Origin of the sequence: Chitinophaga jiangningensis, from assembly GCF_900142605.1 — a bacterium.
In the GTDB taxonomy this organism is placed as follows: domain Bacteria; phylum Bacteroidota; class Bacteroidia; order Chitinophagales; family Chitinophagaceae; genus Chitinophaga; species Chitinophaga jiangningensis.
This window is the reverse complement of the sequence record NZ_FRBL01000006.1, coordinates 207,681-226,041: the sequence shown is the minus strand read 5'-3', so window position 1 is coordinate 226,041 and position 18,361 is coordinate 207,681. Positions and strand designations below refer to the sequence as shown.

Annotated in this window: 17 protein-coding genes and 1 tRNA gene; 12 read left to right on the top strand and 6 right to left on the bottom strand. The window is 45.6% G+C overall.

The window, feature by feature from the left end; all coding sequences use genetic code 11:
- Positions 1–12: 12 nt before the first annotated feature.
- Genes porV through BUB18_RS16415 form a run of 3 tightly spaced genes read left to right on the top strand, consistent with a single transcriptional unit; the run spans position 13 to position 4,587 of the window.
- Entirely contained in the window at positions 13–1,179 is a 1,167-nt protein-coding gene (porV, locus tag BUB18_RS16430; protein ID WP_073083164.1) for a type IX secretion system outer membrane channel protein PorV, read from the top strand.
- A gap of 42 nt (positions 1,180–1,221) precedes the next feature.
- Entirely contained in the window at positions 1,222–1,593 is a 372-nt protein-coding gene (locus BUB18_RS16425; RefSeq protein ID WP_073083161.1) for a hypothetical protein, read from the top strand.
- 18 nt (positions 1,594–1,611) lie between these two features.
- Positions 1,612–4,587: a collagen-like domain-containing protein gene (locus BUB18_RS16415; RefSeq protein ID WP_218588052.1), complete on the top strand. Its 2,976-nt coding sequence runs from the start codon at positions 1,612–1,614 to the stop codon at positions 4,585–4,587.
- 391 nt (positions 4,588–4,978) lie between these two features.
- Here the strand turns inward: BUB18_RS16415 and rpsG are convergent, their stop codons facing one another.
- The 3 genes from rpsG to BUB18_RS16400 form a co-directional block, all read right to left on the bottom strand.
- Complete coding sequence (rpsG, locus tag BUB18_RS16410) at positions 4,979–5,446, bottom strand: 30S ribosomal protein S7 (RefSeq protein WP_073083158.1); 468 nt, start codon at positions 5,444–5,446, stop codon at positions 4,979–4,981.
- Between the two features lie 29 nt (positions 5,447–5,475).
- Positions 5,476–5,856: a 30S ribosomal protein S12 gene (gene rpsL / locus BUB18_RS16405; RefSeq protein ID WP_012789278.1), complete on the bottom strand. Its 381-nt coding sequence runs from the start codon at positions 5,854–5,856 to the stop codon at positions 5,476–5,478.
- Positions 5,857–6,170: 314 nt separating this feature from the next.
- Positions 6,171–7,268, bottom strand: coding sequence for a branched-chain amino acid aminotransferase (locus BUB18_RS16400; protein ID WP_073083156.1), 1,098 nt, complete (start codon positions 7,266–7,268; stop codon positions 6,171–6,173).
- Positions 7,269–7,399: 131 nt separating this feature from the next.
- Between BUB18_RS16400 and BUB18_RS16395 the strand changes: the two genes are divergently transcribed.
- The 4 genes from BUB18_RS16395 to BUB18_RS16380 are packed head-to-tail and all read left to right on the top strand — an operon-like array spanning position 7,400 to position 9,547.
- Positions 7,400–7,897, top strand: coding sequence for a hypothetical protein (locus BUB18_RS16395; RefSeq protein WP_073083154.1), 498 nt, complete (start codon positions 7,400–7,402; stop codon positions 7,895–7,897).
- Between the two features lie 7 nt (positions 7,898–7,904).
- Positions 7,905–8,486, top strand: coding sequence for an RdgB/HAM1 family non-canonical purine NTP pyrophosphatase (gene rdgB / locus BUB18_RS16390; protein WP_245805687.1), 582 nt, complete (start codon positions 7,905–7,907; stop codon positions 8,484–8,486).
- 20 nt (positions 8,487–8,506) lie between these two features.
- Entirely contained in the window at positions 8,507–8,941 is a 435-nt protein-coding gene (locus BUB18_RS16385) for an acyl-CoA thioesterase (RefSeq protein WP_073083151.1), read from the top strand.
- Positions 8,942–8,953: 12 nt separating this feature from the next.
- Positions 8,954–9,547, top strand: coding sequence for a nitroreductase family protein (locus BUB18_RS16380; RefSeq protein ID WP_073083150.1), 594 nt, complete (start codon positions 8,954–8,956; stop codon positions 9,545–9,547).
- A 162-nt stretch (positions 9,548–9,709) separates the two neighbouring features.
- Here BUB18_RS16380 and BUB18_RS16375 read toward each other — a convergent pair whose 3' ends face one another.
- Entirely contained in the window at positions 9,710–11,275 is a 1,566-nt protein-coding gene (locus BUB18_RS16375) for a glycerol-3-phosphate dehydrogenase/oxidase (protein WP_073083147.1), read from the bottom strand.
- 98 nt (positions 11,276–11,373) lie between these two features.
- Between BUB18_RS16375 and BUB18_RS16370 the strand changes: the two genes are divergently transcribed.
- The 3 genes from BUB18_RS16370 (at position 11,374) to BUB18_RS16360 (ending at position 16,109) form a co-directional block, all read left to right on the top strand.
- Entirely contained in the window at positions 11,374–13,899 is a 2,526-nt protein-coding gene (locus tag BUB18_RS16370) for a mechanosensitive ion channel family protein (RefSeq protein WP_083550143.1), read from the top strand.
- A gap of 119 nt (positions 13,900–14,018) precedes the next feature.
- Positions 14,019–14,092 (top strand) — tRNA-Met (locus BUB18_RS16365).
- 190 nt (positions 14,093–14,282) lie between these two features.
- A complete protein-coding gene (locus BUB18_RS16360; RefSeq protein ID WP_073083142.1) occupies positions 14,283–16,109 on the top strand; it encodes an AIPR family protein in 1,827 nt (608 codons plus the stop codon).
- A gap of 45 nt (positions 16,110–16,154) precedes the next feature.
- On the opposite strand, the gene BUB18_RS16355 is transcribed toward BUB18_RS16360, so the two are convergent.
- Positions 16,155–16,373, bottom strand: coding sequence for a helix-turn-helix transcriptional regulator (locus BUB18_RS16355; RefSeq protein ID WP_073083140.1), 219 nt, complete (start codon positions 16,371–16,373; stop codon positions 16,155–16,157).
- Between the two features lie 455 nt (positions 16,374–16,828).
- Here BUB18_RS16355 and BUB18_RS16350 point away from each other — a divergent pair, with 455 nt between their 5' ends.
- Positions 16,829–17,131, top strand: a complete 303-nt coding sequence (locus BUB18_RS16350) for a hypothetical protein (protein ID WP_073083138.1) — start codon at positions 16,829–16,831, stop codon at positions 17,129–17,131.
- A gap of 349 nt (positions 17,132–17,480) precedes the next feature.
- A complete protein-coding gene (locus tag BUB18_RS16340) occupies positions 17,481–17,681 on the top strand; it encodes a hypothetical protein (RefSeq protein WP_073083135.1) in 201 nt (66 codons plus the stop codon).
- Between the two features lie 294 nt (positions 17,682–17,975).
- On the opposite strand, the gene BUB18_RS30190 is transcribed toward BUB18_RS16340, so the two are convergent.
- Complete coding sequence (locus BUB18_RS30190) at positions 17,976–18,341, bottom strand: pentapeptide repeat-containing protein (RefSeq protein ID WP_073083133.1); 366 nt, start codon at positions 18,339–18,341, stop codon at positions 17,976–17,978.
- Positions 18,342–18,361: the final 20 nt, after the last annotated feature.

Genomic DNA, 18,361 nt, shown 5'->3' with positions numbered 1-18,361 from the left:
AAAGCTACCATTATGCAAAAACAGTTCTATTTGATTTTGCTTGTGTGCATGCTATATGCCCCATCCCTGCTGATGGCGCAAAAAACCGGACAGCGGCCGCCAGACATTGGCGCCAGTTTTCTGTTGGTTAACCCGGATGCCCGCAGCAGCGGCGCCGGTAATGCACCTACGGGATTGACCCCGGATGTAAACGCACTGTTTTCCAATGCCGCAAAAATCGTATTTGCCGGCGACTGGGGCGTGAGCGCCAATTACGCCCCATGGATGTGGGAACTGAATAACAGTGAGTCGAATATGGCTTATGTAGCCGCTTTCAAAAACTTTGGCCAGGACCGGAACCAGGGTGTAGGACTTTCCATGAAATACTTCAATTATGGCAGCATGACCTTCCGGGATGATAACGGTACTGTGTTGCAGGACTATAATCCAAGAGAATTTGCCATTGATGGTTCCTACGCCAGAAAGCTCGGCCAGCGTACTTCCCTGGCAATATCGCTGAGATACATCCGCAGCCAGCTTGGTGAAGGTAACTACAACGGCCTTCAGCAAAAGCCAGCATCTGCGGTGGCCGGCGACATCGGCTTCTACTACCAGAACACGGCCGACAACCTGGATTTCGGTAACCGTTACAGCTTTGGCGTAAGTATCACCAACATCGGCACCAAGCTGTCCTACACCGATGATAAAGACAGGAAGAGTTTTTTACCGATGAACCTCCGGATTGGCGGTGGATATGCCTTTGTAAACACCGACTACAACACGTTTACGGTTACACTGGAAGTAAATAAGCTGCTGGTGCCCACCCCTCCTATTTATGCGCTGGACTCCAATGGTTTGATGACCGACCAGATCCTCAAAGGAAAGGATCCTAACAGAAGCGTGGTAGAATCCATTTTTTCCTCCTTCGGCGATGCGCCGGACGGATTCCAGGAAGAGTTGCGGGAGTTCACTATCGGAGCGGGCGTAGAATATTCCTACAAGCAGACCTTGTTTTTACGGGCGGGTTACTTCTACGAGCATCCTAACAAAGGTTACCGCCAGCACTTTACCAGTGGCCTGGGTGTGAGGTTTTCCAATGTGGAACTGGATATGGCTTACCTGATACCAACAGACGGTAGTTTATATCAGAAGAAGACACTGATGTTCTCTTTACTCTATAACATAAACAAAGATCACTAGCAGGGCTAAATATTCAAATAATTGCTAAACCTCCATGTCGATATGAAAAGACTATTAACACTACTTATTATCAGCTGCACCGTAGCAACCGCAGCACATGCGCAGGACGCCAAAGAAGGTCAGTCACTGAAGCAACGGCTGTTTCCGACGATGAAGCAGGATATTGATGCCATCAATCAACGTTCTGCCGTAAATGACAAACTGCCTGTAACGCCATCGAATAAACGAACCAAAGAAGTGATTTTTACCGACTACAAGCCGGCTGCTACCACGGCGCCGGCTGCTGCAACAGCCCGGTCAAAATCCAATGCCGGCACGCTCCCTTCTGACAAGGCACCCGTGCACAGCATTGATTCTACACCAGCCAAAATCTACATCCCTCATCAGGGAGAAGAAGCACCCAAGAAAAATTAAACTTTAAAAAAGCAGATTATGCTATTAAGAAACTTTGTTCTTATACTCTTCCTGATGGCCGTAGTACAGGGCGCGTCCGGTCAGAGCAGCTTACAGAGAATTAACTACCAGGCGATAGCCAGGAATACCAATGGTACCGTATTGGCAAATACAGCCGTGAAAGTGCGTATTTCAGTGTTGGGTGGCGCTGCAAATGGACCGATACAATACCAGGAGACACATGATGTAGTCAGTAATCAATTGGGGCTGTTTACCCTGCATATAGGTGCAGGAACGCCTGTAACCGGCACCTTTGCCGGGGTGCCATGGGCGGATGCCAACCAGTTTATACAGGTGGAAGCCTCTGTAAATGGAAGTCCGTTTGCAGTACTGGGCACCAGTCAGCTGGCCAGTGTACCGTTTGCTTTATATGCGGCTAACAGTCAGCCCGGCCCGGCCGGACCGGCAGGACCATCAGGCCCTCCGGGGCCAGCAGGACCTGCAGGGCCGCAGGGTGAGCCCGGCGTGGAAGGTGCTATGGGGGTACCGGGTCTTCCGGGGGCTCCCGGTATCCAGGGACCCGTAGGGCCACTGGGACCTATGGGACCGGCAGGACCCATTGGACCAGCCGGACCGGCAGGCACACCTGGAGCACCCGGAGCAGTAGGACCAGCCGGACCGGCAGGCCCCGTGGGACCAGCAGGGCCAGTGGGACCGGCAGGACCTGAAGGACCATCCGGACTTTCCACCGGACCAGCCAGCGGGGATCTCACCGGCAATTATCCCGGCCCTACCGTGGCTAAAATCCAGGGAGTGCCCGTAAGCGCGGTAGTGCCAACCGCTAATCAGTTTCTGCGGTTTGACGGAGTTGAATGGTTGCCGGCATCCATTGGTGGTGGTGGAGGAGGTTCCCTTACCCTGCCATACATTGCCGCTGAAAACAATGCCAGTACTTTATTTTCCATTGCTAATAGTGGCGATGGTACTTCCATTGAAGGTATAAACGGTACAACTACTTCCAACGTGGCGGCTGTACGGGGTTTGATCAGCAGCGCTTCACCCGGAGGTTTTTCAGCCGGGGTGCGTGGTATCAACAATGGTACCGGCGGGCTTGGCGTGGGCGTGTATGGCTCACAGAACGGTAGCGGCTGGGGCGTGTACGGTACTACTCCTAATGGCCTTGGCGTATATGGCAATGCCAGTGCCAATGGTTACGGTGTGTATGCGAACAGTAATACTGGTACCGGTTTGAATGCGACCAGTAACAATGGTATCCCTGCTAATATTTCTATTTATAATAACGCCAACAATAACAATGCACTGGTGGTGAATTCAGTGGGTAATGGAACGGTGGTAAATGTGACCACCACTGGTAATGGCGTAGGCGTGAGAAGTTCTACTACTGCCGGTTTCGGTATACATGGCATCACTTCCGCTGTAACTTCGGCGGGGGTGGTAGGTGATAACAATGGTGGGGGTGAAGCCGTAGTGGGAAGAACTACCAGTGATATTGCCGGCGCAGTGGTTGGCCGGAATGATGGCGGGGGTTATGGTGTAAGGGGTTTTATTGCTACCAGTACGGCTAACACTGCCGTTGGTGTATTAGGGCAGGTGGGTTTGAATAACAGTACCGGCCGCGCGGGACGTTTTGAAAATTTTAATAATGTTAATACCGAGGCCAACACATTAGAAGTTGTATCTAATGGGAATGGTAATATCCCGGATAATACGCTGGGAAATGCTTCTTCATTTTTCCTGAATAATACAAATAGTGTAGGCGCTGCTGTTAGAGCCGAAGTAAATACCATCTTCGGAAACTTTGGTGCAGCGGGTGTTTTCGGTATTTCCTCCGGAACCGGTGGCCGTGCAGGGTTATTCTATGCTTCGAACCCGGCAGGTAATGGGGCTTCGCTGATTGCGCTGACGGATGGTAATGGGAACGCTATTACTGCCAATGCGGGTAAGAATGGTAACGGGGTGGAAACTAATATAGACGGTTCCGGAAACGCGCTGTATGCCTGGGTGCCAACGTTTTCAACGGGTCGTGCCGGCAGGTTCGAAATATTTAATGAAAACAATACCAGCGATGTCATTACTGTAAAAACCGTAGGTAATGGCGTAGCTGGTAATTTCAAGGTGGATAGAGTTACCGGCACTTCTCCTGCTGTTAAGGCGGAGGTGAACACGCAATTTGCCAATTTTGGTGCAGCGGCAGTGTATGGCATTTCTTCCGGCACCGGCGGATATGCGGGACTTTTCCATGCCTCTAATCCGGCAGGAAATGGACCTGCGCTAATTGCGATCGCTGACGGCAATGGCAATGGTATTACTGCCAATGCCTCCAATACCGGGGATGGCGTGGAAACTACGGCAGATGGTACAGGTAATGCCTTGTTTGCCTGGGTGCCTAACTTCGGTAACGGACGTGCAGGCCGCATGGTGAACTTCAATACAGCAAATACCAATCCGGTGCTGACGGTTGAGCAACACAGTAATGGCAGCATCGCGCTGTTTAAATCAGGCAACCCGGGCACTGTGAATGTAGCCAGGATTAACTCTGCTGGTCGCGGCTTCTTCAACGGAGGTACCCAGAACAGTGGCGCCGACGTGGCTGAATCCTTTGATGTGAGCGGTCATATCAATCAGTATGAAGCCGGTGATGTGTTGGTGATTTCCACTACTACTGACCGTACGGTGGAGAAATCGCAGGAGCCCTACTCTACCCTTGTAGCAGGTGTTTATGCCACCAAACCGGGTGTATTGCTAACGGAAGCCGGCATAGATGATGATTTATCGCACCAGGTGCCGATGGGTGTGGTGGGAGTGATTCCTACAAAAGTGTGTGATGAAGGTGGAGTAATTCACCGTGGAGATATTTTGGTGACTGCCAGCAGGGCTGGTTATGCGATGAAGGCGGATATTAACAAGCTGAAACCAGGCCAGGCGATAGGTAAAGCGCTGGAGGAGCTTACCGGAAAAGAAGGTAAAATCCGGGTGCTGGTGAATGTGAAATAAATACTTAGTCGAGGAACTAATTGGTTAGAGGCCGGGGTTTTTACCCTGGCTTTTGTTTTTATGGTTATTAATGACACCTTCGGTGTCATTGAGGTGGTTCCGCGCTGCGCGCGGTTGGGCTTTTGGTGGTTAGGGAGATGCTAATGCCGCATTGGGTCGGAGATTAGTTTTTTAAGGGGGGATCGTTGGCTATTTATGTTTGGGGAGATGTTATTGCAGCAGTTGACGGGTGATTAGTTGCTTTGAGGGCGTACCCCTGACTTTTTATGTTTGGGGAGATGTTAATGCAACTTATAGGCAGCGGCTAGGATTTTGCAAACATAAAAAGGCGAACAGTTCCGATAACAGAACTGTTCGCCAAATATATTGAGTTTGCCTTTTAGGGCAAGAACTATACTCTGAAGTGAGAGAAAGCTTTGTTAGCTTCAGCCATACGGTGAGTATCTTCTTTCTTTTTGAAAGCGGCACCTTCACCTTTGCTTGCTGCTACGATTTCATTCGCCAGCTTGTCAGCCATGCTCTTACCGTTTCTGTCACTAGCGTAACGAACTAACCATTTGATGCTCAGGGAGATCTTTCTGTCAGGACGAACCTCAGCAGGAATCTGGAAGGTAGCACCACCGATACGACGGCTTCTAACTTCAACAGCAGGAGTAACGTTAGTTAATGCCTTTCTCCAAACCTCGTAACCGTTTTCGCCGGTCATTTGGCTCACTTTATCCACAGCATCGTAGAAAATTTTATAGGCAATGCTCTTTTTTCCTTGCTCCATAACATTATTAACAAAGCGGGTAACCAGCTTGTCATTAAATCTTGGATCTGGAGCCAGAGGCAATTTCTTTGCAGCTTGCTTTCTCATTTATTGAAAATTACTACTATTATTAATTATTATTTTTTAGCCTTTTCCTTTTTAGTACCATATTTGGAACGGCTCTGCTTTCTGTCTTTCACACCAGCAGTATCGAGGGAACCGCGAACGATGTGATAACGAACACCTGGTAAGTCTTTTACCCTTCCACCACGGATCAGTACGATAGAGTGCTCCTGGAGGTTATGACCTTCACCTGGGATATATGCAATCACCTCAACTTTGTTGGTCAAACGCACTTTCGCAACTTTACGCAATGCGGAGTTAGGTTTTTTAGGCGTAGTAGTGTATACACGCGTACAAACGCCACGGCGCTGAGGGCAGCTATCTAATGCCCTGGACTTAGACTTAGCCCGGATAATTTCTCTTCCTTTTCTTACTAATTGTTGTATAGTAGGCATTCTTTACCTAGTTTTTTATGTCGGTTTACTAAGACGACCAAATTTCCCATATGGGATTTTGGGACGGCAAAGGTAAAACTATAACTGTGAATAACAAAATTGTTTCGAAAAATTTTTTCGTCACACCAGTGGTGCAACTACCCCGGAAGCGGTTTTGGTTCCTTAGGTAATTGATACGCTTACCTGTAACCGGAACGCAAAGGTAGGGTTTCTCCTGAAATCTACCATAAAAAAATATCGACTTCCCTTAAAAAAAGAACTTATACCCTCAACGGGCATAAGTTCTCTTTATATAATATTATATAAGTGGCTGATTATTGGCCAACTATGTAATTCCAGTTGCGGGTATCTGCTGCCCTGCCGGTACGGATACCATCCAGGCGGCGGATCACTTCTGCCCCTACTTCATATTTAGTAGTGTCCAGTTTCAGGTGGTTATCCAGGTAATCCAGCTGCTCCACGTAAGCTACGCTGGCGGCAGTGCCGGTACCAAATACCTCGCGGAGTGTACCCTTGTTGTAGGCCGATACGATTTCGTCAATAGAAATAGGCCTTTCTTCCACATTAAGTCCCATATCTTTTAAAACATCCATTACACTGTTACGTGTTACACCTTCCAGGATAGTGCCCTGGGTAAGGTCAGGCGTAATGGCATTATTGCCGATAATAGCGAAAACGTTCATGGTACCGCATTCCTGCAGGTATTTATGCTCATAACCGTCTACCCAGAGGATCTGGTCGAAGCCCTGCAGGCGGGCCTGCTGGGTCGGATACATTGCGCCACCGTAGTTACCGGCAGCTTTGGCATAGCCTACGCCGCCAGGAAAGGCACGTACATATTTATCCTGCACCAGTAATTTAATAGGCTTATTAAAATATGGGCCGGAAGGGGAATTAATAATAGCAAATCGGTAGGTATCAGATGGGCGTACCCCGATAAACTCGTCCGCCGCAATCATAAACGGACGCAGGTACAGGGAGCAGCCTTCGCCGGTTGGCACCCAGTCGCGATCCAGATCAATGAGCATATCCATACCGCCAATGAATAACCATTCAGGTACAGGAGGCATGCCCATCCTCTCCGCGGAGAGGTTGAAGCGTTTATAGTTATCGTAAGGGCGGAAAATCATCGGATTGCCCTGTGGATCCTTGTAGGCTTTAATACCTTCAAAAATCGCCTGACCGTAATGCCAGGCCGCATTGGAAGGACTCACTGAAAAGTTCTGGAAAGGGATAATTTGTGGATTTGTCCACTCTTTACCGTCAAAATCCGCCACCAGCATATGGTCGGCATACTTTTTACCAAATACCAGGTTATTAAAATCTATCTCACCTATCCGACTATGCGCTGTTTTGGTGACCTTGATCTTCTTAACAGCTTCTTCCTTTACTGTTGATTTAGCTACCATCATGGTTAATCAATTTTATCTCAATATTTTTACACTTTCGTTGTGTACACATCGTGCCTGGAAAGGCAGGACTGTGCAAATAAACTGATTTTTCCCCACGCGGGACCTTCATATAAATTATAATTATAATAACTATGGCGCTTGAAGATTTGCAACTGGACCCGTACTTTTTGGCGAAACTCTTTGCCCAGCCCATCATTCCCGGGAAAACGGAGGGAACTGCCAGCCCACAAAAATCGCTCCCTAAAGTCAAATTTTTAGGAGAAAATCAAAAAAACGTTGCGCTCTTCATACAAAACGAAAACGAACCCTATTTAAACGACGAATTATTCAACCTCCTTACCAATATATTAAACGCTTGTAAACTCGGGATGCAGGATGTAGCACTTATTAACATCAGTTCCTACCCTGACCTCAGCTTTGCCGACTGGCAACAGGCTATTAAAATAAACCAGGCCGTTGTATTTGGGATCGCACCGCAGCAACTGGCCATAGATGAACTGCCGAACTACCAGTTGTTCACCATCGACAGCAGCGCCGTGCTGTTTTCAGACGGACTACAGATTATTGGCACGGACAAAACCCTCAAGGCCAGACTGTGGGCGGCACTCAAACAATTACTGACGATATAGCTATATAATGATGAAATTAATATTTGCGACGAACAACGAAAATAAAGTCAAGGAATTCAAATCATTGCTCGGTGACCAGTTTGAGATCGTGACCCTGCTGGACGCAGGCATCGATATTGATATTCCGGAGCCGCACGATACGCTGGAAGCCAACGCCCGGGAAAAATCCGAAACCATCCACCGGATGACCGGTACCAACTGCTTTGCTGAAGATACCGGCCTGGAAATAGCAGCGCTGAACGGCGCTCCAGGCGTGCTTTCTGCCCGCTATGCCGGGGAACAGAAGTCCTCCGCCGACAACATCACCAAAGTACTGGAAGAAATGCGGGATAAGACCGATAGAACCGCTCAGTTCCGCACTGTCATCTCCCTGATATTAAATGGGAAAGAATACCAGTTTGAAGGGGTAAGTAAAGGCCGGATCACCGCCGACATAAAAGGCAGCAAAGGCTTTGGATACGACCCGATTTTTATCCCGGACGGGGCAGATAAAGCCTTTGCGGAAATGGATCTCTCTGAAAAAAATCAGTACAGTCACCGCGCCAGGGCATTTCAAAAATTCGTAGCATTTCTGCAGGACTTACAATAATATCTCCCTAAACCAGCATAATGGCAAGAATAAAAATTGATTTACCGGCTGCTTTTCCTTTTAGCACGCAGATTCCGGTAAGAATACAGGATGTGAATTACGGCGGCCATGTGGGCAACGACGCTATCCTTAGCATCATGCACGAATCCAGGCTGCAATACCTGCAATCCATCGGATATAAAGAGCTGGACCTGGTGACGAACACCGGTTTGATTATGGCCGATGTGGCGATCGCCTATAAAGGTGAAGCCTTTCATGGCGATGTGCTGGTGGTGGAAGTGGCTGCGGGCGAGTTCAGCACCTTTGGGTTCGAACTTTTTTATCGCATTACCACTTCACGGGCCGATAAAACCCACACCATTGCAGAAGGCAAAACCGGCATGGTTTGCTTTGATTATAACACCAGAAAAGTAGCGCGACTGTCGCCCGAAATGAAGGCCAGTCTTGAAAATTAAAAACACCAACTCATGATAGATACAACAACACCAGCCACAATTGTGGATAGCATTATCAGCAACCGCCGTAACATTAAGCCTACGAGCATGAACGGTAAAAAGATTGCTGACGAAACCGTACGTGAACTGCTGCAGATGGCTGACTGGGCCCCTACTCACGGTTATACCGAACCCTGGTATTTCGTGGTTTTCAGTGGCGAAAAAGTACAGGAATTTTGCACGGCTCATGCAGACATGTATAAGCAATATACCCTTGCTGAAAAGTACATCGCAGGCAACTACGATAAGCTGAAAACCCAGGGGGACCTGGCTTCTCACGTGATTGCCATTACCATGAAAAGAGGTAATAAACCAAATATTCCGGTGGTAGAAGAAGTGGCTGCTGTGGCCTGTGCCGTACAGAATATGTGGCTGAGCGCCAATGCACGTGGTATTTCAGGTTACTGGGGATCGGGCGGTATGACCTTCCACCCTGCTATGAAAGATTACCTGGGACTGGGCGACGAAGACCAGGTGCTGGGCTTCTTCTATTTAGGTTATTCGGACGAGGCTGCCCCGGCTGGGAAGCGGGTGAAGCCTGCGGAAGAGAAATTTAAGTGGATGTAATTTTTTCTTGCAAAGGATTTTGTTTTGTCTTTTTTTCTCGCCAAGCAGCAAAGCAGGTAAGCAGCTAAGGCTTGTGCTTTGCTGTTTATTTTAAGATTCTTTGATCCAGCGCCTGTGGCGCTGGATCAAAAGGGGAAAGGGCCCTGGTGGCCCTTTCCCCTTTTATAATAAGAACAATGCTGCCTCTTTATTGAAAGAATCGATTTGCTGGTTGATCCAGCTTTCATCTTTGTTCAACTCCTTCGCCATGGTGGCGGCTACGGCGGGGGCTATACGAATAGCTTCCTTTGCATCGAGGAAAAGCAGCCTTACCCTTCTGGCTAAAAAATCTTCTATATTCCGGGCCATTTCTTCTCTCACGGCCCATATTACCTGCGATTTTCTGATGTTGTATGGCTGGCTGAGCACTTCCTGCAATTCCGGGTGGTGGGCTTCCAGACTTTTGATATGTTTTTCGTCACTGCCGTAGAAGTACCAGGGATCGTCCCAGTTGACCTGATCCGTGGCGCCATGGATCTGCAAATGGCGTGTAGCTGTTTCCGTTGGTTTCCATACCAGGGTTTGTTCCAGCTTTTCCACTACGTCCTGGCCCATGCGACGGTAGGTAGTCCACTTACCACCGATGATAGTGATGAGGCCTGATTTAGCGACAATAATTTTATGGCTGCGGGATATTTCCTTGGTTTTATGGCCTTCTGCCTTGGCGGCGGCCAGTGGCCGGAGGCCTGCCCAAACGCTGCGTACATCCGCTCTTTGAGGCGGGTGAGCCAGGTATTGATCGGCGGTGGTGAGGATGAAGTTTATTTCTGCTTCGAGGGCGTGGGGGTCGAGGGTGATATAGTTTACGGGTGTGTCGGTGGTGCCTACCACCACTTTATCGTGCCAGGGGACGGCGAATAGCACGCGTCCGTCGCTGGTGGAAGGTATCATAAGTGCATTATGCCCGGGCAGGAATTTTTTATCCAGCACCACGTGTACGCCCTGGCTGGCAGCGATGGACTTAGGTGCTGCGGGATTATCCATTTCCAGGATATCGTCTGCGAATACGCCGGTAGCGTTAATCACCGCGCGGGTATTGAGGTGAAAATCCGGGCCGCCGTTTAGTGTATCCCTTACCGTTACCCCTGCTATTCTTCCCAGTTCATCTTTCCGGAGTGCGGTCACTTTCATGTAGTTGAGCACGGTGCCGTTTTTGTCCACGATGGTTTGGGCGAGATTGATGGCCAGGCGGCTGTCATCGAATTGGCCGTCGTGGTAAAGCACGCCACCGGCGAGTTTATCCGGCTTGAGGGTGGAGAGTCGCTCCAGTGCTTCTGCCTTTGAAATATGTTTGGATTTGCCCAGGCTGAGGCGGCCGGCGAGCCAGTCGTACATTTTGAGGCCGATGGTATACTTCAGGTTTTCCCACCAGGAGAAGGTTGGGATTACAAAAGAGAGATTACGCACCAGGTGGGGCGCGTTACGCGTGAGCAGGCCACGTTCTACGCTGGCTTCGCGCACGAGGCTCACATCCCCCTGGGCCAGGTACCGGACACCTCCATGAACCAGCTTAGTGCTTTTGCTGGAGGTAGATTTAGCGAAATCCACCTGTTCGAGGAGGAGGGTACGATATCCGCGGGTAACCGCTTCCAGGGCGGCCCCAAGGCCGGTGGCCCCGCCACCTACTACAATGATATCCCAGGGCTCAAGGTCGGCGCGCAGCGATGCGACAATTTCTTCTCTTTTCATATACAAAAATCTACAGAGAGTAAACGGCCTAAAAGGCTAAATGTTTGGCAATGACCAAACTTTTAACGCTGGTTAAGCGTTCCTGATAGTAATTACATATGTCCATTCAGGTTATTATACGTTTCATGCTGCTTTGTTGCTGGCTGTGTATACATTTTATACCGGCGGAAGCCCAGCGGAAGAAAACCGTCGCTATCAATACGATGGCGCATGATACCCTGCGGCCGGCCGACAGCGCCACCATCAGCCGCAATTTGAAAAAAGCCGCTGCTGATACTAGCAGTGAAACGCGTATACGAAGGTCTGACACTACCGTGGCCTTACTCATCAACCGGATAGAAAATTATACTTTGCTCCTGAACCAGGAGATGAGCTCCTTAAAGCGAGGGTTTGATACTTCCGGCATTACGGAAATGCTGCCGTTGATAGATAGTTGCCTGGCCCTGGTGAAACTGAATATTGCCGGGCTTTCCCGCACCCCTAACCTGAATGATATTCATACCAACAAGATTATGCTGGATCAGCTGGAGCGCAAGCTGAATTCCTGGCAGTCCACCCTTTTTTCCTATTACGACCGGCTCGTGGAAATCAACGATACCATTCATTCATTGCGGCGGGATACAGCTATGCGCAACATTCCTTCTGAGGATGAATTGTATGGTTTTTATGTGGGTCAGTTGTCGAACCTGATTACGAAGTTCAGGGCGGTGGATAGTGCTAACAGAGCGAATCTTATCAAAATCGGGTTGCTGCAAAACAAGGTAGCTAACCGGTATATTGAGGTAAGTAATCTGCTGGAAGATATGAATTTCAGGATTCAGCAGTTTACCACGCACATGTTTAACCGGGATTATCATTACATCTGGCGGCCTGCCCGGGACAGCATTAATCCAATGACTTTCCTGCAGGTGGTGAAGGTATCGCTGCATAAGAGTACGAAGGTGCTGGGGTTATTTTTTGCGATTCACTGGCCAATATTTTTTGTGTGGTTGTTGCTAACAATATTATTTGGCTGGTGGATATTTTATAACATTCGCCGGATCAGGGCGCGGCATGAGGAGCAGGAAGCCGAGGCGATACTGCTGCATTCCAAATTCCTGTACCGCTATCCGATAGCCAGTACCTTGTTGTTTATCAGTACGTTGTCGACCGTTTTATCGATCCGGTATCCGATTTTGTACACAGAGATCATGTGGTTTATTATCATGCTGGCATTAACCTACATGTTACATAAACAGCTGCCCAAAACGTTGTTTAGAAACTGGCTGATGCTGATGGGGTTATTGGTGGTGTACTCCCTGAACAATTTATTGATAGAAGTGACTTATGTGGAGCAGTGGGGCATCCTGGTGGGTTCGGCGCTTTCTATTATTTTAGGCATCAGGTTATTACGGGAGACGTCAGTGTCGACTTTTGCGGAGCCAAAGTACACGGCTCCGCTGCTGATCATCTATATACTAACCGCGTTTTTTTCGATGGTGGCGGTACTGATGGCGCGGGTTACATTGGCGAAGGTGCTGGGATCCAGCGCGGTGGTGAACACATTTATGGCAGTGAACCTGTACGTGGTTACTACTATATTGCTGGAGGCCGTATACCTGCAGGTGGAAGCTAATAAAACGAGCAGCAGTTTCATATCATTTGTGGACTACCAGGAGGTACAGAATAAATTACGTACGTTGTTTACGGTGCTGGCATTTTTCGGCTGGCTGGTGCTGGTATCCCGTAATCTGTACATGTATGAAGTTATTTATGACTGGCTGAGCGACTTTTTATCCACCAGTCGCAAGCTGGGGAGCCTGGAGTTTACGTATAGCAGCATTATAGTATTTGTGATTGTGATATGGGTAGCGTTTGTGGTGTCGCAGCTTATCTCCTATTTATTCGGCACTTCGGGGCAGCAGAGCACCGGCAAAAAGAACAAGCTGGGTTCGGCTATCCTGCTGCTGCGACTGACAATACTGGCGGGAGGTTTTCTGCTTGCTTTTTCCGCATCCGGGATACCGATGGATAAAATTGCCATTGTGATTGGTGCGCTGGGTGTGGGCATAGGTTTCGGTTTACAGAATGTGGTGAACAACCTGGTATCAGGGATTATCCTGGCCTTTGAGAAGCCGATTGAGGTGGGTGATGTGATAGAGCTGGGTACGCGTTCCGGCGTGGTGAAGGAGATTGGCATCCGCTCCAGTAAGATTTCGGCGTATGATGGGTCGGAGGTGATTGTGCCTAACGGCGATCTGATATCACAGCAGCTGATCAACTGGACGCTGACGAGCAGGAACCGCCGGGTGGAGTTCAGCATTGGCGTGGCTTATGGCAGCGATGTGCAGCAGGTGAAAGAGATTATCAACAGTGCATTTACAGCCCGTACGGGAGTGCTCACTTCTCCGGCGCCTATTATATTACTGAGTCAGTTTGCGGACAACTCCATCAATTTCAAGGTGTATTTTTGGATTTCCGAGCTGGGGGATGCGGGGCCGCTGCAAAGTGATGTATTGGCTTACATATATGGGGAGTTCAACCGGGCGGGCATTGAATTGCCTTATCCACAGCGGGATTTACACATTCGCAGTGTAGATGAATCGGTTATACGTAACTTTGAAAAACCAGATGAAAAAAGCTGACAGGAAATTTTTTTTCAAAAAAGTTGAAAATACATTTTGATTTTTCATTTAATAGCCGTTATCTTTGCACTCCCGTTTTGAGGGAAAGCAGCCATGGTTGCTGAAATACAAAACGATTTGGCGAGGTAGCTCAGGTGGTTAGAGCGTTGGATTCATAACCCAAAGGTCTCGGGTTCAACTCCCGATCTCGCTACAGATAATCTAAACCGCAAACGCTTTATTATAAAGAGTTTGCGGTTTTTTTCGTTTGGGCGTGGTGGTCGATTTGGTGGTCAAAATATTTACCCTTTGTCAATAACGTATGATACTCTATCTATCATAAGTAAAATTACGATCGGTCAACGAATATTAATTTCAGTACTATAAATTTCAAAAAGGCAAGTATGAGTTTAAAAGTATTACTAGAAGACCAAATAACTAAGCTCTTTAGCAATAACCCTGAATTATCAACTTCACAAAAAAATAGATTCGAAATAGCTGTTGCTTCTTTCGCAAATTTTAAAATCTTAAACGGTCTAGAATTTGATGACTTACTGGATGGTATAATGGGAGACGGAGGCGATGAAGGAATCGATCACTGCTATATATTTTGTAATGGGGTAATAGTTAAGGATGAAGATCACCCAATAACAAGTGATAGTACAATTAAGGTAAAGTTTTTTCAAACAAAAAAAGAAGACGGTATTTCTACTGATGGTTTTCGCAAAATGGTTGAAGGCATCAAGGAGATATTTAATTTAGAACTAGAGTTATCAGAACTTCAGAATATTGGAGCCAATCAAGAAATAATTGAAATGGCTGATTTATTACGGAAGATTTTTAGAAGAGCCCGTCTTGAAAATGCAAAATTTTCTTGCGAGGTATATTATGTAACTGCTACTGCCGAAGTTAAAGTATCTGAAAAAATAAAACTCCTTGAAAAGGATTTAAAGAATCTTCCAACTAAAATTCCATTTGAATTTGAATACTGGGGTGCACAGAAACTAATTGATTTAAGCGGCAGACGAGATGAAGAACTTAACATCATTTTTGAATCCCAACCTTTAAACATTTCGGAGAAAAATAGCCCTACATCAGGGTATACCGGATTCGTCAATGGCAATGAACTAATGCAGTCCCTTATTGACAATGAAGGTAATTTTAAAAGCCATTTAACCGAAGGGAATGTTAGATTTTTCTTAGGTGAAAATACAAGAATTAATTCCTCAATAATTGATACAGCACTAGACCCAATTAAGGCTGCGAACTTTTGGGCAATGAATAATGGACTGACTATTATAGGGGAATCGATCAAAGTCCTTGACGCTAAGGAATATACCATTGTAAATCCACAAATAGTTAATGGTTGTCAAACTATTCATTGTTTAAACGATGCGTACAACAAAGCCAATAAGCAAAGCCTTCCTTCTACTCTCAAGGTTTTTGTAAAAATCGTACAGACTAATAATATTGACACTCAAGGAGATATTATTAGTGCTACCAATTCGCAGAACCCAGTGAAGTCTGCTAGCTTAAAAGCCAATGACAACATTCAGCGTAATATAGAAAAACATCTTAAGGAAGTTGGAATATTTTACGAAAGAAGAGATAATTATTATAAAAGACAGGGCTTCACAGGTAATAAAGTAATTGGATTACTTAAAATGGCTCAAATAATGCACACTGTTGTTAATAAAGAAGCTGTAGTAGCCGCCAACGACACAACTACTTTATTTGATTCAGCAACCAAGTACAATTCAATTTTTAATGATAAGGCAGATTTCGATTTGTATAAATTTTCAACAGTTTTATACCAAAAAATTTGGAGTCTAAAAAACTCAGACCTTCGCAATAATGACTATCCATCGGACAAAAAAGAGCAAATATCAAAAGGAGGGTTTATCTTTTTACATATTATGAGTTCGTTACTCTTTTCTGATGCGGAAATAGTTGATGGCGGAAAAGTAATGCAAAAACCTCTGACAGGGATTCTTAATATAGAAAGCCCCGCTAGAAAAAATGAATTTACAAAAAGAAAAGCTTGGTTATTAGCCAAGCTAAATGATGAAGAATCTTTGAATAATTATTATGAAAAAGCGAAATTAATTTTTCAAGATGCAATTGATAGTTACACAAAGACTGGTAAAGCCGCTAACACTCTTTTTAAGTCTCGAAATTTTGATAAAGATTTCTTGCGACCTACTGTCGATGCATATATTGAACAAAAATGATTAGCTATAAAAAATAAATCCTCACATTGTTAAGCTAAATCTGGTCTACTTTTCCTTACGTGGATCAACTAGCAACTCACATATACTTACATCCAACGCTATCGCTATATCCCTCAACAGCTTTAGCGTTGGTTGAAAATCATTATTGCATATCCTCGTAATAGCACTAGGCGTTTTCCCTACCATAGCCGCCAAATCCTTGTGCATTATATCCTTCTCAGCCAGTACGGCTTTAATCCTGTTTATTTTCAGCTTTTCTGCCATATCTGATAAGATTTCTATCAAATTTAGGAGAAAATGCAATTTCAGCAAGCACAATTACTTATCATTCAATAAGTTATAGTTATTATAATTGATTTTTACGTATTATAAAATACGTAATACTTACGTTATAATAAGTTTTACGTATCTTTATTACTGTTGAAAAATTTTAAAAAACAAATTCTCATGTACTCAGACGATACATCGTAAAACCAAAATTGTATTTTCGCAGGCACATAAGGAATTATTAAGCGTGTTTGCTTTGCTCTCGTCACCGAAAACTACGACCTTTCAAGACAATGGGAGAATAAGGTAAATCGCCTATACCATATTGGTGTGGGCGTTCTTATCTCGTTGTCAGGGTGTCGTAGCCCTTCGGGACGGTAGGAACTAACCCGCACCTTTTTTATGCCTATCCCACCACATTAATGTTAATTCCTTTCCTCAAATTTTACCAAATGACTAACAAACCCAATCGGCGGAAAACCCGCGCCAATACCTTAGCAACCTTACATAAGGTTTACACACAGCAATCAGTCGAATTCCGGGAACAGGTTTGCAAAGAATGTAAATGGAGCGTTCCTACTTTTTATCGAAAAATGAGGCTTAAAGACGTACTGGACGATGATACAGATACCTACATACCATCCCTCAGCAATGCCGAAAAGGAAAAGATAGAGGCTATTTTTGCTGAGGTATACAAAAAAAGCTGGAACAGGGCTGTTAGATCAACGAAGAACAAAGCATCTTTAAACAAGTAACACCTAACCCATGATTTCAATTTCAATTTGGTTTACACTGACGGGAATTGCCTATTGGTATAATATAGACTTGTACTTTCATCTGGCAATTCAAACAGTATGGCTTACAGGGGAGGTTAAATTGTGGCGTTTGTTAGCCATTTTCGCGCTCATACATTTGACCGTTTTGCAGTTGAACAAACATACAGCTATATACAAGATTGGCAGGTACCCCTACAATGGACGAAAGACAGCACAAAGCTGTCTTTCGCTCACAAAGGCAACCGGCCGGCTTTAAGATGGTTAAAAACAGCAGGAAGAATCAAAAGATCGTCTTTTCTAGCACCTTGCTAAACCAAATTAAATACTAATGGAAAAACTGAAAAACGCTGATTACTGCCGTATTAAAAACAAGAGTAGAGTTACTTTACGTTTGAAATTCAGGAAAAAGAGTCCCGAAAGAATTGCTATGGAAAGTTACAGCAAAGTATTAGCATACATTCAAAAAGAGGAGGCAACTGAGATTGACCTCATGATTGCCTCTACAAAGGCGTTTTTACTTACCCTATAATCTAAGGCGATACTAATACTTATCCTGCTTTATTGAGCAATATGCTACAACTCTGTGTCATTTTGCCTTTTTAACAGGATAAAATTTTTTGCTTAACGTTTCTTCCAGCATTTTCCCAGACATTATCTTTCTTTTGCAGTTTAGGCCTGTGATATCAAAACAAGATAGAAATTTCCACCCTTCTGCTAGCTCCGCTATCAATTAGTTGGCTGGAACTAACAAAGGCTCAAGACAACAGCTGTGTATAAGCGAAAATACGTGACACATTTTTACAACTTACTATTCTATAGCATCCTAATTTTTACGATTGTAAAAATGCTCCTTAAAATGACGCTGCTCTGCTACAGCCCCATAGTAGCCATTATTTTCAAATTTGAATCCTTCGATGATTGCATGATCAAAAATGGTACATTCTACACAACAATTCTTTATCAGTGCATTAGTAAGGTTACAATTGCTTAGGTCCAGACATTTAATGTTAGAGTCAATGAACTTTGCATTTGTGAAGTTGCTATTTGAACAATCTATGTGGAGGAAGCACCTTTCGAAGATACAGCCACTATAATCACGGTTAGTAAACCCCTCTATATCTTCAAAATAGAGATCAACAAAATAACGTTGCCCATTATTGTAGGATTCGAAGAACGCTGTTTGTGTCATTATTTGTAAAATAGTGTGAT

Excerpts from the sequence above, each read along its gene's own strand:
- porV (WP_073083164.1), top strand. The coding sequence starts at position 13 with ATGCAAAAACAGTTCTATTTGATTTTGCTTGTGTGCATGCTATATGCC.
- BUB18_RS16425 (WP_073083161.1), top strand. The coding sequence starts at position 1,222 with ATGAAAAGACTATTAACACTACTTATTATCAGCTGCACCGTAGCAACC.
- BUB18_RS16415 (WP_218588052.1), top strand. The coding sequence starts at position 1,612 with ATGCTATTAAGAAACTTTGTTCTTATACTCTTCCTGATGGCCGTAGTA.
- rpsG (WP_073083158.1), bottom strand. The coding sequence starts at position 5,446 with ATGAGAAAGCAAGCTGCAAAGAAATTGCCTCTGGCTCCAGATCCAAGA.
- rpsL (WP_012789278.1), bottom strand. The coding sequence starts at position 5,856 with ATGCCTACTATACAACAATTAGTAAGAAAAGGAAGAGAAATTATCCGG.
- BUB18_RS16400 (WP_073083156.1), bottom strand. The coding sequence starts at position 7,268 with ATGATGGTAGCTAAATCAACAGTAAAGGAAGAAGCTGTTAAGAAGATC.
- BUB18_RS16395 (WP_073083154.1), top strand. The coding sequence starts at position 7,400 with ATGGCGCTTGAAGATTTGCAACTGGACCCGTACTTTTTGGCGAAACTC.
- rdgB (WP_245805687.1), top strand. The coding sequence starts at position 7,905 with ATGATGAAATTAATATTTGCGACGAACAACGAAAATAAAGTCAAGGAA.
- BUB18_RS16385 (WP_073083151.1), top strand. The coding sequence starts at position 8,507 with ATGGCAAGAATAAAAATTGATTTACCGGCTGCTTTTCCTTTTAGCACG.
- BUB18_RS16380 (WP_073083150.1), top strand. The coding sequence starts at position 8,954 with ATGATAGATACAACAACACCAGCCACAATTGTGGATAGCATTATCAGC.
- BUB18_RS16375 (WP_073083147.1), bottom strand. The coding sequence starts at position 11,275 with ATGAAAAGAGAAGAAATTGTCGCATCGCTGCGCGCCGACCTTGAGCCC.
- BUB18_RS16370 (WP_083550143.1), top strand. The coding sequence starts at position 11,374 with ATGTCCATTCAGGTTATTATACGTTTCATGCTGCTTTGTTGCTGGCTG.
- BUB18_RS16360 (WP_073083142.1), top strand. The coding sequence starts at position 14,283 with ATGAGTTTAAAAGTATTACTAGAAGACCAAATAACTAAGCTCTTTAGC.
- BUB18_RS16355 (WP_073083140.1), bottom strand. The coding sequence starts at position 16,373 with ATGGCAGAAAAGCTGAAAATAAACAGGATTAAAGCCGTACTGGCTGAG.
- BUB18_RS16350 (WP_073083138.1), top strand. The coding sequence starts at position 16,829 with ATGACTAACAAACCCAATCGGCGGAAAACCCGCGCCAATACCTTAGCA.
- BUB18_RS16340 (WP_073083135.1), top strand. The coding sequence starts at position 17,481 with ATGGAAAAACTGAAAAACGCTGATTACTGCCGTATTAAAAACAAGAGT.
- BUB18_RS30190 (WP_073083133.1), bottom strand. The coding sequence starts at position 18,341 with ATGACACAAACAGCGTTCTTCGAATCCTACAATAATGGGCAACGTTAT.